13 protein-coding genes and 4 pseudogenes are annotated in these 15,003 nt (G+C 62.4%); 14 read left to right on the top strand and 3 right to left on the bottom strand.

Annotated elements, in window-relative coordinates:
- Positions 1-176 precede the first annotated feature (176 nt).
- The 12 genes and pseudogenes from istA to G7085_RS28800 all read left to right on the top strand — a co-directional run.
- A pseudogene (istA, locus tag G7085_RS28805) lies at positions 177-1,137 on the top strand (IS21 family transposase); the annotation flags it as partial.
- 319 nt (positions 1,138-1,456) lie between these two features.
- Positions 1,457-2,220 (top strand): annotated as a pseudogene (locus G7085_RS22565) (IS6-like element IS6100 family transposase).
- A gap of 321 nt (positions 2,221-2,541) precedes the next feature.
- Positions 2,542-3,333, top strand: a complete 792-nt coding sequence (locus G7085_RS22555) for an ANT(3'')-Ia family aminoglycoside nucleotidyltransferase AadA2 (RefSeq protein ID WP_001206356.1) — start codon at positions 2,542-2,544, stop codon at positions 3,331-3,333.
- A 163-nt stretch (positions 3,334-3,496) separates the two neighbouring features.
- Complete coding sequence (locus G7085_RS22550; protein ID WP_000679427.1) at positions 3,497-3,844, top strand: quaternary ammonium compound efflux SMR transporter QacE delta 1; 348 nt, start codon at positions 3,497-3,499, stop codon at positions 3,842-3,844.
- Entirely contained in the window at positions 3,838-4,677 is an 840-nt protein-coding gene (gene sul1 / locus G7085_RS22545; RefSeq protein ID WP_197513275.1) for a sulfonamide-resistant dihydropteroate synthase Sul1, read from the top strand. The genes G7085_RS22550 and sul1 overlap by 7 nt, the downstream gene beginning before the upstream one ends.
- Before the next feature lie 187 nt (positions 4,678-4,864).
- Complete coding sequence (locus G7085_RS36545; RefSeq protein WP_456300424.1) at positions 4,865-5,134, top strand: hypothetical protein; 270 nt, start codon at positions 4,865-4,867, stop codon at positions 5,132-5,134.
- On the top strand, positions 5,092-5,304 hold the full coding sequence (locus G7085_RS36540; RefSeq protein WP_021598031.1) for a GNAT family N-acetyltransferase: 213 nt from the start codon (positions 5,092-5,094) through the stop codon (positions 5,302-5,304). The genes G7085_RS36545 and G7085_RS36540 overlap by 43 nt, the downstream gene beginning before the upstream one ends.
- Positions 5,305-5,573: 269 nt before the next feature.
- Positions 5,574-6,336, top strand: a pseudogene (locus G7085_RS22535) (IS6-like element IS6100 family transposase).
- A gap of 146 nt (positions 6,337-6,482) precedes the next feature.
- On the top strand, positions 6,483-7,034 hold the full coding sequence (locus G7085_RS22530; protein WP_197513161.1) for a phage integrase N-terminal SAM-like domain-containing protein: 552 nt from the start codon (positions 6,483-6,485) through the stop codon (positions 7,032-7,034).
- Positions 7,031-7,588 carry a tyrosine-type recombinase/integrase gene (locus G7085_RS22525; RefSeq protein ID WP_331716060.1) on the top strand — a complete coding sequence of 186 codons (558 nt, stop codon included), beginning with the start codon at positions 7,031-7,033 and terminating at the stop codon, positions 7,586-7,588. Before G7085_RS22530 ends, G7085_RS22525 begins: the two co-directional genes overlap by 4 nt.
- Positions 7,585-7,917 carry a helix-turn-helix domain-containing protein gene (locus G7085_RS22520; protein ID WP_064846257.1) on the top strand — a complete coding sequence of 111 codons (333 nt, stop codon included), beginning with the start codon at positions 7,585-7,587 and terminating at the stop codon, positions 7,915-7,917. The genes G7085_RS22525 and G7085_RS22520 overlap by 4 nt, the downstream gene beginning before the upstream one ends.
- Positions 7,918-8,681: 764 nt before the next feature.
- The gene (locus G7085_RS28800) at positions 8,682-9,437 is read left to right on the top strand and encodes a hypothetical protein (protein ID WP_231980844.1); all 756 of its coding nucleotides are present in this window, start codon (positions 8,682-8,684) and stop codon (positions 9,435-9,437) included.
- Between the two features lie 521 nt (positions 9,438-9,958).
- Here the strand turns inward: G7085_RS28800 and G7085_RS22510 are convergent.
- Together G7085_RS22510 and G7085_RS22505 are read right to left on the bottom strand one after the other, a co-directional pair.
- Positions 9,959-10,906 (bottom strand): abortive infection family protein, encoded by a 948-nt coding sequence (locus tag G7085_RS22510; protein WP_081473272.1) that lies wholly within the window; start codon positions 10,904-10,906, stop codon positions 9,959-9,961.
- Positions 10,907-10,909: 3 nt separating this feature from the next.
- Positions 10,910-11,920 carry a C-terminal helicase domain-containing protein gene (locus G7085_RS22505; protein ID WP_197513155.1) on the bottom strand — a complete coding sequence of 337 codons (1,011 nt, stop codon included), beginning with the start codon at positions 11,918-11,920 and terminating at the stop codon, positions 10,910-10,912.
- Between the two features lie 36 nt (positions 11,921-11,956).
- Between G7085_RS22505 and G7085_RS28795 the strand changes: the two are divergent.
- Both G7085_RS28795 and G7085_RS22495 read left to right on the top strand, forming a co-directional pair.
- Positions 11,957-12,421, top strand: a pseudogene (locus tag G7085_RS28795) (recombinase family protein); the annotation flags it as partial.
- A 110-nt stretch (positions 12,422-12,531) separates the two neighbouring features.
- Complete coding sequence (locus G7085_RS22495; RefSeq protein ID WP_456300423.1) at positions 12,532-13,530, top strand: recombinase family protein; 999 nt, start codon at positions 12,532-12,534, stop codon at positions 13,528-13,530.
- Between the two features lie 700 nt (positions 13,531-14,230).
- Here G7085_RS22495 and G7085_RS22490 read toward each other — a convergent pair.
- On the bottom strand, positions 14,231-14,821 hold the full coding sequence (locus G7085_RS22490) for a TetR/AcrR family transcriptional regulator (protein ID WP_197513152.1): 591 nt from the start codon (positions 14,819-14,821) through the stop codon (positions 14,231-14,233).
- Positions 14,822-15,003 lie beyond the last annotated feature (182 nt).

Below are 15,003 nucleotides of genomic sequence, written 5' to 3'. Positions count from 1 at the left end.
GCTTCAGGAAGTAAGTGAATATTCGCTTCTCTGAGCGCCACGAGTATTGCGGTTGAGCGCCACCTGCTCGTGGGCGCGTTCGCGTCGTTGAGCGCCACCGGGTATTCGGGTTCGGCGCCACCTTCCTAGGCTCCTTCTGCCGCGTGGCTGATCACGCGGCAGAAGGAGTAGTTCGGATGGTACGCAGGATCAAGGCGAAGCTGGTGTTGAGGCTTCGCGCGGAGGGGCTCACGGGTCGGCAGATCGCGGCGCAGGGTATGTCTCGGCACTCGGTGTCGGCGGTGCTCGACGCCGCCGACCGGGAGGGCGTCGGCTGGGACGACGTCGCGGAGCTCGACGAGGCGGACGTGTATGCGCGGCTGTTCCCGGGCGTGGTGAGCACGAGAGTGTTCACGCGCAGCCGGACTGGGACAAGGTACATCGGGAGCTCGCGAGGGTCGGGGTGACGTTGAAGCTGCTGCATGGCGAGTACGTCGATGCCTGCCGGGCCAAGGGCGAGACGGCGATGGGCTACGACCGGTTCTGCAAGACCTACCAGCGTCACGTGCTGGTGATCGGGGCGGCATCGCGGGTCGGTCACAAGGCCGGGCAGACGGTCGAGGTCGACTGGTCGGGCAAGACTATGCAGCTCAGCGACCCGGTCACCGGGCAGGCGACGAGGGTCTACCTGTTCGTCGCGACGCTGCCGTTCTCCCGCTACTCGTTCGTCGAGCCGACGCTGGATATGAAGCAGGACACCTGGCTGCGCGCGAACACGGCGATGTTCGACTGGTTCGGCGGCAGTGTCCCCGGATCGTCCCGGATAACCTGAAGGCGGGTGTGATCAAGCACCCTGCCGAGGGCGAGGTGGTGCTGAACGACGCGTATCGGGAGCTCGCGGCGCACTATTCGGCGGCGGTGCTGCCGGGACGGGTGAAGAAGCCGAAGGACAAGCCGAGTGTCGAGGGCACGGTCGGGAACGTTGCGACGGTGGTGATCGCGGCTCTCCGCGACCGCACCTTCGCGACGCTGCCGGAGTTGCGGGCCGCGGTCTACGAACGCGTCGCCGCTTACAACGCGAAGCCGTTTCAGAAACGCGCCGGGTCGAGGCTTTCGGTGTTCGAGGGTGAGGAGAAGCCGCTGCTGCGGCCGCTCCCGTGGTGTGAGCGTGGATCCGACGGTGGGCGTGTCGGCGGCAGGAGTGGAGTCGAGGCCCGCTAGCCTGTAAGCACGATTATGAACACACCTAGTCTGCGTATTGCATCAGATGAATCACCACGGTCCCCGGGCGACATGGTGCTGCGAGACGTCTGGCGAGGGCTCTGACCTGCGCAGATGCCTCTCCGTACACGATGTCGAGCAGCGGTAAGGCGCCCGGGGCTGTGCGTGGACGCGTTTGAGCCGGTTACGCAGACAGGCTCTGTTGCAAAAATCGTGAAGCTTGAGCATGCTTGGCGGAGATTGGACGGACGGAACGATGACGGATTTCAAGTGGCGCCATTTCCAGGGTGATGTGATCCTGTGGGCGGTGCGCTGGTATTGTCGCTATCCGATCAGCTATCGCGACCTTGAGGAAATGCTGGCGGAACGCGGCATTTCGGTCGACCATACGACGATCTATCGCTGGGTCCAGTGCTACGCCCGGAGATGGAGAAGCGGCTGCGCTGGTTCTGGCGGCGTGGCTTTGATCCGAGCTGGCGCCTGGATGAAACCTACGTCAAGGTGCGGGGCAAGTGGACCTACCTGTACCGGGCAGTCGACAAGCGGGGCGACACGATCGATTTCTACCTGTCGCCGACCCGCAGCGCCAAGGCAGCGAAGCGGTTCCTGGGCAAGGCCCTGCGAGGCCTGAAGCACTGGGAAAAGCCTGCCACGCTCAATACCGACAAAGCGCCGAGCTATGGTGCAGCGATCACCGAATTGAAGCGCGAAGGAAAGCTGGACCGGGAGACGGCCCACCGGCAGGTGAAGTATCTCAATAACGTGATCGAGGCCGATCACGGAAAGCTCAAGATACTGATCAAGCCGGTGCGCGGTTTCAAATCGATCCCCACGGCCTATGCCACGATCAAGGGATTCGAAGTCATGCGAGCCCTGCGCAAAGGACAGGCTCGCCCCTGGTGCCTGCAGCCCGGCATCAGGGGCGAGGTGCGCCTTGTGGAGAGAGCTTTTGGCATTGGGCCCTCGGCGCTGACGGAGGCCATGGGCATGCTCAACCACCATTTCGCAGCAGCCGCCTGATCGGCGCAGAGCGACAGCCTACCTCTGACTGCCGCCAATCTTTGCAACAGAGCCACCCAGTGGACATAAGCCTGTTCGGTTCGTAAGCTATAATGCAAGTAGCGTATGCGCTCACGCAACTGGTCCAGAACCTTGACCGAACGCAGCGGTGGTAACGGCGCAGTGGCGGTTTTCATGGCTTGTTATGACTGTTTTTTTGTACAGTCTATGCCTCGGGCATCCAAGCAGCAAGCGCGTTACGCCGTGGGTCGATGTTTGATGTTATGGAGCAGCAACGATGTTACGCAGCAGGGCAGTCGCCCTAAAACAAAGTTAGACATCATGAGGGAAGCGGTGACCATCGAAATTTCGAACCAACTATCAGAGGTGCTAAGCGTCATTGAGCGCCATCTGGAATCAACGTTGCTGGCCGTGCATTTGTACGGCTCCGCAGTGGATGGCGGCCTGAAGCCATACAGCGATATTGATTTGTTGGTTACTGTGGCCGTAAAGCTTGATGAAACGACGCGGCGAGCATTGCTCAATGATCTTATGGAGGCTTCGGCTTTCCCTGGCGAGAGCGAGACGCTCCGCGCTATAGAAGTCACCCTTGTCGTGCATGACGACATCATCCCGTGGCGTTATCCGGCTAAGCGCGAGCTGCAATTTGGAGAATGGCAGCGCAATGACATTCTTGCGGGTATCTTCGAGCCAGCCATGATCGACATTGATCTAGCTATCCTGCTTACAAAAGCAAGAGAACATAGCGTTGCCTTGGTAGGTCCGGCAGCGGAGGAATTCTTTGACCCGGTTCCTGAACAGGATCTATTCGAGGCGCTGAGGGAAACCTTGAAGCTATGGAACTCGCAGCCCGACTGGGCCGGCGATGAGCGAAATGTAGTGCTTACGTTGTCCCGCATTTGGTACAGCGCAATAACCGGCAAAATCGCGCCGAAGGATGTCGCTGCCGACTGGGCAATAAAACGCCTACCTGCCCAGTATCAGCCCGTCTTACTTGAAGCTAAGCAAGCTTATCTGGGACAAAAAGAAGATCACTTGGCCTCACGCGCAGATCACTTGGAAGAATTTATTCGCTTTGTGAAAGGCGAGATCATCAAGTCAGTTGGTAAATGATGTCTAACAATTCGTTCAAGCCGACCGCGCTACGCGCGGCGGCTTAACTCCGGCGTTAGATGCACTAAGCACATAATTGCTCACAGCCAAACTATCAGGTCAAGTCTGCTTTTATTATTTTTAAGCGTGCATAATAAGCCCTACACAAATTGGGAGATATATCATGAAAGGCTGGCTTTTTCTTGTTATCGCAATAGTTGGCGAAGTAATCGCAACATCCGCATTAAAATCTAGCGAGGGCTTTACTAAGCTTGCCCCTTCCGCCGTTGTCATAATCGGTTATGGCATCGCATTTTATTTTCTTTCTCTGGTTCTGAAATCCATCCCTGTCGGTGTTGCTTATGCAGTCTGGTCGGGACTCGGCGTCGTCATAATTACAGCCATTGCCTGGTTGCTTCATGGGCAAAAGCTTGATGCGTGGGGCTTTGTAGGTATGGGGCTCATAATTGCTGCCTTTTTGCTCGCCCGATCCCCATCGTGGAAGTCGCTGCGGAGGCCGACGCCATGGTGACGGTGTTCGGCATTCTGAATCTCACCGAGGACTCCTTCTTCGATGAGAGCCGGCGGCTAGACCCCGCCGGCGCTGTCACCGCGGCGATCGAAATGCTGCGAGTCGGATCAGACGTCGTGGATGTCGGACCGGCCGCCAGCCATCCGGACGCGAGGCCTGTATCGCCGGCCGATGAGATCAGACGTATTGCGCCGCTCTTAGGCGCCCTGTCCGATCAGATGCACCGTGTTTCAATCGACAGCTTCCAACCGGAAACCCAGCGCTATGCGCTCAAGCGCGGCGTGGGCTACCTGAACGATATCCAAGGATTTCCTGACCCTGCGCTCTATCCCGATATTGCTGAGGCGGACTGCAGGCTGGTGGTTATGCACTCAGCGCAGCGGGATGGCATCGCCACCCGCACCGGTCACCTTCGACCCGAAGACGCGCTCGACGAGATTGTGCGGTTCTTCGAGGCGCGGGTTTCCGCCTTGCGACGGAGCGGGGTCGCTGCCGACCGGCTCATCCTCGATCCGGGGATGGGATTTTTCTTGAGCCCCGCACCGGAAACATCGCTGCACGTGCTGTCGAACCTTCAAAAGCTGAAGTCGGCGTTGGGGCTTCCGCTATTGGTCTCGGTGTCGCGGAAATCCTTCTTGGGCGCCACCGTTGGCCTTCCTGTAAAGGATCTGGGTCCAGCGAGCCTTGCGGCGGAACTTCACGCGATCGGCAATGGCGCTGACTACGTCCGCACCCACGCGCCTGGAGATCTGCGAAGCGCAATCACCTTCTCGGAAACCCTCGCGAAATTTCGCAGTCGCGACGCCAGAGACCGAGGGTTAGATCATGCCTAGCATTCACCTTCCGGCCGCCCGCTAGCGGACCCTGGTCAGGTTCCGCGAAGGTGGGCGCAGACATGCTGGGCTCGTCAGGATCAAACTGCACTATGAGGCGGCGGTTCATACCGCGCCAGGGGAGCGAATGGACAGCGAGGAGCCTCCGAACGTTCGGGTCGCCTGCTCGGGTGATATCGACGAGGTTGTGCGGCTGATGCACGACGCTGCGGCGTGGATGTCCGCCAAGGGAACGCCCGCCTGGGACGTCGCGCGGATCGACCGGACATTCGCGGAGACCTTCGTCCTGAGATCCGAGCTCCTAGTCGCGAGTTGCAGCGACGGCATCGTCGGCTGTTGCACCTTGTCGGCCGAGGATCCCGAGTTCTGGCCCGACGCCCTCAAGGGGAGGCCGCATATCTGCACAAGCTCGCGGTGCGACGGACACATGCGGGCCGGGGTGTCAGCTCCGCGCTGATCGAGGCTTGCCGCCATGCCGCGCGAACGCAGGGGTGCGCCAAGCTGCGGCTCGACTGCCACCCGAACCTGCGTGGCCTATACGAGCGGCTCGGATTCACCCACGTCGACACTTTCAATCCCGGCTGGGATCCAACCTTCATCGCAGAACGCCTAGAACTCGAAATCTAACGTCCGTTCGGGCATCGAGGTCCATGTCGGGGTGGGACGGGCCCGTGGCTTCAAGATCACTTGCAGTCCGACCGCGATGTCTTGGTTGCGCGAGAGGTTGTCGATATGGCTCTGTTGCAAAAATCGTGAAGCTTGAGCATGCTTGGCGGAGATTGGACGGACGGAACGATGACGGATTTCAAGTGGCGCCATTTCCAGGGTGATGTGAGGCTCTGTTGCAAAAATCGTGAAGCTTGAGCATGCTTGGCGGAGATTGGACGGACGGAACGATGACGGATTTCAAGTGGCGCCATTTCCAGGGTGATGTGATCCTGTGGGCGGTGCGCTGGTATTGTCGCTATCCGATCAGCTATCGCGACCTTGAGGAAATGCTGGCGGAACGCGGCATTTCGGTCGACCATACGACGATCTATCGCTGGGTCCAGTGCTACGCCCGGAGATGGAGAAGCGGCTGCGCTGGTTCTGGCGGCGTGGCTTTGATCCGAGCTGGCGCCTGGATGAAACCTACGTCAAGGTGCGGGGCAAGTGGACCTACCTGTACCGGGCAGTCGACAAGCGGGGCGACACGATCGATTTCTACCTGTCGCCGACCCGCAGCGCCAAGGCAGCGAAGCGGTTCCTGGGCAAGGCCCTGCGAGGCCTGAAGCACTGGGAAAAGCCTGCCACGCTCAATACCGACAAAGCGCCGAGCTATGGTGCAGCGATCACCGAATTGAAGCGCGAAGGAAAGCTGGACCGGGAGACGGCCCACCGGCAGGTGAAGTATCTCAATAACGTGATCGAGGCCGATCACGGAAAGCTCAAGATACTGATCAAGCCGGTGCGCGGTTTCAAATCGATCCCCACGGCCTATGCCACGATCAAGGGATTCGAAGTCATGCGAGCCCTGCGCAAAGGACAGGCTCGCCCTGGTGCCTGCAGCCCGGCATCAGGGGCGAGGTGCGCCTTGTGGAGAGAGCTTTTGGCATTGGGCCCTCGGCGCTGACGGAGGCCATGGGCATGCTCAACCACCATTTCGCAGCAGCCGCCTGATCGGCGCAGAGCGACAGCCTACCTCTGACTGCCGCCAATCTTTGCAACAGAGCCCGCAGACACGCCGTTGACCAGCACGTATACCCTTGGCGTCTCATCGGATGCATCATTGACTCATTGGATGCAACCGCGGAACGAGGTGTCGGATGCACGTCGACGGTGTGGGTCGGGTCTCGGTGGTGCCCTCGCTGCCGGTCCTTCGGCCCGAGGAGCAGGTGCTCCAGCTCATGCTGGACGGCTGGCGCAACCAGCAGCTCTCCAGGAACCTGCAGTTCGCGACGATCGAGCAGCGGCTGCGCTGTGTGCGCCGGTTCGTTGAGCACATGAACGAGGATCCGTGGAACTGGACGCCGGCGATGGTCGAGGAGTTCTCGGCCGACCTGCGCACCGTCCGACACGTCTCTCGCTCCACGCTGCGCAGCTACCACTCTGCGCTTCGGGCGTTCACGAGCTACGTCAGCAACCCGACTACGGATGGGACCGGGTCTGCGAGCAGTACTTCGGCACCCACCCGGCGCAGGTCTTCTTCGACTGGAACTCCGCACCGCACGTCCAGGAGTACGACGGCGGACCCACGAAGCGTCCCTACACGCGGTCCGAGCTCGATCGACTCTTCGTCTACGCCGACGATGAGGTCGAACGCATGGGGCGGTCGGGACGCAAGGGCTGGCAGGCGGCCTATCGCGATGCGGTCATGATGAAGATCGCCTACGCCTACGGCCTCCGCTTCAACGAGTTGCGACACCTGCAGCTCGTCGACTTCGCCCGCAACCCGCATGCGCGCGAGTTCGGCCGGTTCGGCGTCTGCAAGGTCCGCTACGGCAAGTCAAAGCGCTCCTCGCCCTACAAACCCCGCAGCGTGCTCACCGTCTGGCGATGGACGCCTCCGATCCTCGAGGACTGGCTCGCCAACGGTCGCGGTGAGCCCGACACACTCGACCTGTTCCCCAGCGAACGCGGCGGCCTGGTCGGAGAACCGGCGCTGCTGCGCCGGCTACGCCGCTACTGCGACGAGCTCGGACTTTCGGACGGGCTCGATCTGCACTCGTTCCGACGCTCCTACGCTACGCATCTGTTGGAGGCTGGCTGGGACCCACGGTTCGTCCAGGACCAGATGGGGCACGAGTACGCCTCGACGACCGGCATCTACCAGTTCGTCGGCGACGAGTTCCGGCGCAGCACGCTCCGCAGCGCTCTCGACAGGACCGTCAACGAGGCCCTGGCCCGCACCACGAAGGATGGAACACCATGAAACGCAAGGTCGACTACCAGTGGCGCCTGGCCGAGCTGATGGCGGCCAGAGGTCTGCACAACACGACCGATCTCATCCCGCTGCTCGGCGAACGGGACATCACGCTCTCCCGACCGCAGGTCTACCGCCTCGTCAATCAGCGGCCGGAGCGCGTCTCGCTCCAAGTTATCGCCGCACTCTGCGACATCTTCGAGTGCACACCAGCCGATCTGGTCACGACAACCGCCGCGGACGTCCGGCGCCGGAAGACCGCGACCGAGCCCGGCTCCAACGTCGTCAGCCTCGACCGATCAGTTCGACCCCGGCGCGCGAACATTCTCGACGAGTAGGGATGGCTGCCGTGGCGAGTCGAGGACCAGCAGGCCTGTCCCCCGCTCCACCATCCAGGGTCGTCCACGCATCACCTCGACGACCGGGAACCCGTGCGCACGCTGCGGCCGCAAGATCCCGCGGGTCGCCGTCACATGGCCGGAGGGCCGGCTCTGCAACATCTGCTACTACAACGCCGTCCACACCCGAGGCGTCTGCCCGGAGTGCCTCCAAGACCGCCTGCTACCAGGACCCGCAAGCGCCGGCGGCGGTCCGATCTGCGCGACCTGCGCGGAGATCCCCCACGACTTCCATTGCGACAGCTGCGACACCGAAGCCGGGCATCACCGAGGGCGGCTCTGCGCCCGATGTGCGCTTCGCGCCGACCTCCACCAGGTCCTCGGCGGCGAGCCGGAACACCCCGCTCTGCGCGGTCTGGTCGACGCGCTATGCGCATCCGAGCGACCCGAGTCGATCCTCGTCTGGAAGCGATCCCCAAGGTCCAGACGCTCCTGCGTGGCCTTGGCGACGGCACGATCCCGATCTCCCACGAAGGCCTCGACGCCGTTCCCGGCAAGCCGACCGAACACATCCGAGCACTCCTGCAACATCACGGCCTACTCCCCTACCGCGATGCCTACCTGCACCGATTCGAGGAGTGGATCGCCGTCAAGTTAGAAGGGCTCCCGCCGAGGTCCGTCAGCCCGTCCAGCACTTCGCGACCTGGCACCACCTACGCAACATCCGCGCCAAATCCGAAGCAGGCGCCAACACGCGCGGCCCGGTGCACTCAGCGAAGCAAGAGATCACCGAGACAGTCAAGTTCCTGACCTGGCTGCACCAGACACACCACCGCACCGCCGCGACCTGCACCCAGCAAGACGCCGACGAGTGGCTGGCAGGCGGACCGACCACTCGCACCATGATCAGGAACTTCTTCCAGCTCGCCAAGAAGTCCCGCTTGAACACCGGTGTCACGGTCGCGCATCGCACTCCCCGATCGAGCCCGTCCCTGAGCCAGGAGCAGAGACTTGCCTGGATCCGCGAATTGCTCACCGGGACCAGCGAGTCACTCCCCTACCGCGTCGCCGGCATGCTCCTGCTCCTCTACGCGCAACCACTGGTCAAAGTCGTCACTCTGACGACCGAGGCCATCGCCGAGAGCCCTCACGGCATGAGAATCCAGCTCGGCCGCCATCCAGTGGACGTGCCTGAGCCGTTCGCCAACATGATCCGCCAGCACCGCGATGCTCGGCCCAACCTCCGGACAGCGGCAGGGACGGACAGCCCCTGGATGTTCCCAAGCATCCTCGCCGGACGACACCTCCACCCCAACACCGTGATGGACAGACTGCGAGCCCTCGGCGTGAACCTCCTCGGCGCCCGCAACAGCGCCCTCGGCGAGCTCGTCCTCCAATGCCCACCGTCGCTAGTCGCCGACGCACTCGGCTACAGCCACCACGTCGCCTTCCTCCACGCCGAAAAGTCCGCAGAACCGTGGGCCCGATATGCGGCCCGCCACGCGGGCGACCAGCGATAGCCGGCGACCACCACGATCTGCCCAGCCATGCTCGCGTTCAGTTACACCAGGATGGTCTGGCCGTCGGCCTGCTGGATGTCCAGCAACAGATGCCCGCGCCCGCGGCTCGTCCTCACCACGGAACCGAACCCAGGGCACGACATGCGCCCGGGCATGCCGCCGCGGTCAGCGCGCTCCGGTGGCACGAAGTGGTGGCCACCGGAGCGCACTGGGTCAGTGTCTGCTGTCCTCGATAGGTGTCAGCATGACAAGTACGGCTGCGGCGGCGCAGGAAGATGCGGGTGCGGACGCTGGCGTTCCACAGACGCTGCATGAGATTCATGATGGCCTCACTTTTCACACGGGAGCACTTCGATGTGGCTGGTCCTGTGTGGTGAGTGCCCCGAGGCTTCTTGGGGCGGTCTGCTCCGCCCGACGTCAGGCTTCGCGCGTGGTCTGTCCTGCCATTTCGCAGTCTACGCTGCTCGGTTGGAGTGCGGAAGAGCGGTGGAGTTCCGCTTGCGGATTGGAGTGGAGAAGCGTCAGAAGGAGGAGCCCAGCGCAGCCTTTTGCTCATGGGAGGTTTCGTGCCAGGTGTCGGCGATGAACTGCGCGACTGCAACAGTCGAGTTGAACACGAGGCGTGCATGTCGTGGAGTCGCGGGGCTCTCGTTGACGGAGCCATGCCCGTCGCCGATTGAGTTGCGTGCCTCCGCGACGGACTGCACGAGAGTGGAGAGGGCGCGCATCGCTTTGCGGAGGGCGTCGCTGCCGCGCTTGCTGCCGTCTACCGCGTCGGCATTGATCGCGAGTGCCGATGCGGTGCTTGCGAAAAGAGCCGGGAGCTCGTCTCGTTCGGAGAACTCGATATCCAGATCCGTGAGCACGATCTTGCACTGGCTCTCGAGGAGGTTCTTGCAGGAGGAGATCGCCGCAGCGGGATCTGAGCTGAGGTCGCGGTTGATTAGATCGAGGTGACGGCGCAGCACAGAGTTCTCGGTGAGGTCGGGCGTCTTGGCGAGCGTTAGCTCGGTTGGGGCGTAATACGCGGAAATCTGACGCCAGCCATAGATGATGCGATCTCCGAAACGGTCTGTCTCGATGAGCTCATACCCATCTCGGCGGAGGGTGTCATTGTAGGCAGCGACCATCGCGGCAGCGGCGTCTGGATCGTCGCGGACAATGGGATGGACTGTCTCGGCTAAGAAGTTGAGGAACGTCTCGTCGCTGCCGTTACGAAGCTGGAAACGGTCGTCGTTGAAGACCCAGTCATCCTCCCAGTCCCAGTTGTTCACCATGTGCTGGTAGATGTCGCCGCTGGCAGTGCGGTACCTGTGGTCTCTGCTCGGCAGCTCCTCCAAGTCGTAGAGCCGGGCGAGGAACTGCGGATGCTGCAGCCGCCCCGACCAGTCGTACTCGGAAAGCGAGAGCCAATCGAACACGTTTGAGCGCGTCTGGCGAGAGATCCGCGCGCGGTTCGTTGGCGTCATGCACTAAGAATATCGGCCGCATACATCAGGAAATCGACCGCCTCTGACTCCGTCTGGACCGCACTTCCTCCGGGAGTGCTCGGTCTGCTGAAGGCTCACGAGCACGCCCTGGGCGCGTTCGTAGTCGACGCGCTGAGCATCGTCGCCGGGCACCGCTCCGAGTGGGCTGCTCGAGGTGACGCCCCACCGGTCGCGGTACGCAATGACCGCCCGTGCCGCAGCCTCACCCTCTGCGGGAGCGGTCTCGTCGAGTCCCGTCAACCAGGGCTCTGGCTGCTTGAGGAGCTTCTCGACCAGGGCATCGATGCGCTGCTCCATGAGCTGCTCCCGCTCGTCGAGGGCTTGCCTCATCGCGGGATCGGTGATCCCGGTCGCGCGCGGGACCAGGCCGGCGATCATCCTGGCGGTCCGCTGCGGAGCAGGCTGGTAGGCCGCCGTGATGCGCTGGAGCCTGTAACGCAGCAGCGACCCGAGATCCTGCACCTCGTCCAGTCCTCCAACCTGGATGATGCGCGGGAGAAGACTGTCGATGTCGTGCCCGTCGGCTTCGAGCCTGCGCAGCTCGGTGGTGAGGATCCCGAAGGCGTCTGTCTCGACGAGCTCGTCGATCGTCTCCGCCGTGAGGCCTCCGGCGTGCAGGAGGGCGATCCAGCGTTCCTGTCCGGCGACTTGTGCGATGGTGTCGTACTCGGCCGCGAGTTGCTCGAGTGAGCCCCAGAAGTCCTGCTCCACGGTGATCGTGTCGTGTGCGGAGAGCTCTGCGCCAGGGTGCTGCAGGATCCCGTAGAGGATGCTCCGGGCGGTGTTCTGCAGGTCCTCACGGTGCTGATGCTCCTCGAGGTGATGCTCGTCGGTGGCGACGTAGACGCGGTTGGATTCGCGGCCGCGGGTCATCGCGACGTAGAGGGATTCTCGGGTCACTTCCGGTGAGTGGACGACCGCGTGTGCGGTGTCGACGGTGGCCCCTTGGGCACGGTGCGCGGTGACGGCGTAGCCGAGGTTCTGTAAACGCACCTACCTCTCATACGAGTAGGAAGGTGGAGCCGAGACATGGGCCACAACAAGCAGGAACAAACTACGGAGCCGTTGTTGCGGGCGGTGGTGTACGTCAGGATCAGTGATGACCCCGAGGGCGCGGAGCGTGGGGTTGATCGGCAGGAGGCGGATTGCCGTGCCTATGCTGCCGCGCATGGTTGGGAAGTCTCTGAAGTGTTTCGTGAGAATGATACGTCTGCGTTTAAGCAGCGCACGATCACGCTGCCCTCTGGTGAGCGGGTGCGGCGGGTGATCCGACCGCAGTTCCGTGCCATGCTCAAACATCTCACCGCTGGTCACCCTCAGGTAATGGTGGCGTATGACTTGGATCGGGCAGTGCGCGACCCAAGGGATTTAGAGGACTTGATCGACGCGAAAGTGCTCGGCGGGTTCTCGGTGCGTTCGGTAACCGGGTCGCTGCGGTTGGACACGGATTCGGATGTGGCGATGGCCAGGGTGCTGGTGGCGATGGCGAACAAGTCCTCAGCCGATACCGCCAGGCGCGTAGCCCGTGCTGCGAAGCAACAAGCCATCGAGGGGCCTGGCACGGTGGCCGAGTACCGTTCGGGTACCGGGCCAAGAACGGGGCACTGGTCATCGACCCCGAGACCGCTGAGTTGGTGCGCGAAGCCGTGCAGCGGGTATTGGCGGGTGAGTCACTGTATCGGATTCGCAAGGACTGGAACGAGCGTGGCGTCCTCACCACCCACGGGTGCGCGTGGTCGGACAGGACACTCAAGCTGATGCTGCGCAACCCCTCCAATAAGGGCGTGCGTGAGTACCGCCCGGTGCTGCCGGACGGGAGCCGTGCGAAGACCTCGCAGATGCAGGTGAAGGCGGCGTGGCCGGCGATTGTGGACGAGGACACCTGGCAGCAGGTTTCCGATGCGCTCGACGCGCGCAAGAAGGCCCGGAACTTCCATCAACCCGGCAGCGGCGCGGCGAAGCGCATGTATCCGTTCTCGGGGTTGATCCGTTGCTCTGCCTGCGTGCGCGCGATGGTTCACCGCGGCAACGTGTATCAGTGTGCGCAACCGAAGCCGGGCGGCTGTAACCGTTCGATCCGCTCCGCCGACATATCGAAGCTCGTGGAAGAGGCTGTGTTAGCGACATTCGAGCAGATCACGCTCAGCCCTGCGAAACGTGAAGCATCCGGTGCTGACCTGGCTGCGCGTGTCGGTCTGGCCGCGACGCTCGACACCGATCGGGGGCGTCTGGCACAGCTGGATGATGACCATTACGACGGGCTGATCGATAAGCCCATGTGGGTGCGGCAACGCGCGAGGATCGCGGAGCGCATCGAGCGAACGCGCCGCGAATACGCCGCCACGATGCCCGAACACCAGGACGGACCGGCCATCGATGTAACCACCGTTGCTGCCGAATGGAAAGACCGCACCCCACTGTGGCAGTACCAGGCGACAAGCCTGATCTTGGAAGCCGTCCTCGTCCATGCGCTCCCCGAGGGCATGAACGGCGCGGCCCCGGCCAGACGCCGCAATGAGAGCGTTGAGGCGTTCCATGTGCGCCGTGCCGCGCACCGGGCCGAGGTTCTCACCCACCGGGTCGAATTGATCTGGCGCGCCTGACCACCCAGCACAGCAGGTGTGATCGTTCCCTGCGCCCTGAATCACTCGACGGTTCAGGCGCGGGGCGTTCTCGCGTCTCGCCGACAGCACGGTTCGTCGTTCGAGGCGCGGCGCAGAGCCCCCGCAATTCGGCCAACACCACCGGGTCACGCACTCCCGCTGCCAGGCCCTGCGCGTGACGCGACGCAGCAGCCAGCCGCGCCCCGAGCGTGGCGGAAGCCTGCGCCCGCGGCGTCTGCGAGTACCGCGACCGGTCACCTGTTGGAATAGTTCTGCCGGGTGTGGTGTCGGTGATGGGGTCCATACCTGACAGGTACGCACCAGAAACCACAACATCTAGTAGTCACACAGCAATTCCGCTACTATATGTGGGAATATGATTGCATTGGGTTGAACGGTACGCAGCACCTGCGGTCTCGGTGAGTCACCGGCACCGGCATCAAACCCGCACAACAGGGGGCACGGTGACACTACTGGGCGGGAGGAGCGGTCCCGCCAAATTGGCATCACCATACGGTAATGAGCGGTGGTGCCGAATCGGCACCACCGCTCTCACCCCACTGACGTTGGCCACATAGGGCACGGCACCTCAGTCTCATTCGCAACATCACGTGAATGCAGAGAAGTTCATCACGAGAGAGGTGCGGGCTCATCCGCAGAATGCTGATGGACGGGCAAGTGTGCAGCGACGCACGAACGGTCAATGTGGAGTGTTGGAGATCTGAGTGATCTCTTCGCGCACGAGATCAAGCACGAGCTGGACGTCACCCGCTTTGGCGTGTAGGAGATGTAGCGAGAAACCATCAACGAGGGCATGCAGGCACCGTGCTTTCGCAAGCAGGGCCTCATCCCGCATAGTGCTGCCAGTGAGGAGTTCAACGAGCTTCGTGATTGCTTCCCGAAGTTGCAGGTGTGCGTAATCCCGGATAGCAACAAGTGAGGGTTCGGCCGGGCATTCACCCACGAGAGCCAGGTTCACTTCGAGTTCGGCTCGGCTGTCCGCATCCAGCGGTAAAAGCCGTTTGATGACGTTAAAGACATAGTCAATCACGTCGTCATTCCAAGGTGTGGAGAGCACGCGATCAGTAGCACGGGCGACCATGAGTTCCGCAGAGAATGCAAGCATTTCTGTGCGGGTGGGAAAGATGTACCGCAATGACCCGACAACCAGGCCCGCTTGTTGTGCGACAGTGCGGACAGAGACAGCGCCGATGCCCTTATCGAGGATCACCTGCCAGACCGCCTCCGCAAGCTGCTCCTTGCGAGCTTCTTTGTCGATGCTTCTGGCCACAAACAGGACTCTAGCACGACCGTGCTAGAGTCCTGTCTGTGGCACGATCGTGCTACAAGGGTGGTGGTTTCGGACTGCCTTGAGAAACGGACGGATCATGACTGTGAGAGAAAGGTTTCGTGTTGGCAGTCTCACTGCCGTGCTTGCGCTGGCGCTACTTGGCATGACCGGTTGCGGCGTGA

Origin of the sequence: Tessaracoccus coleopterorum (assembly GCF_011174705.1) — a bacterium.
Classification (GTDB): Bacteria; Actinomycetota; Actinomycetes; order Propionibacteriales; family Propionibacteriaceae; genus Arachnia; species Arachnia coleopterorum.
This window is presented reverse-complemented; position numbering and strand designations above follow the sequence as displayed.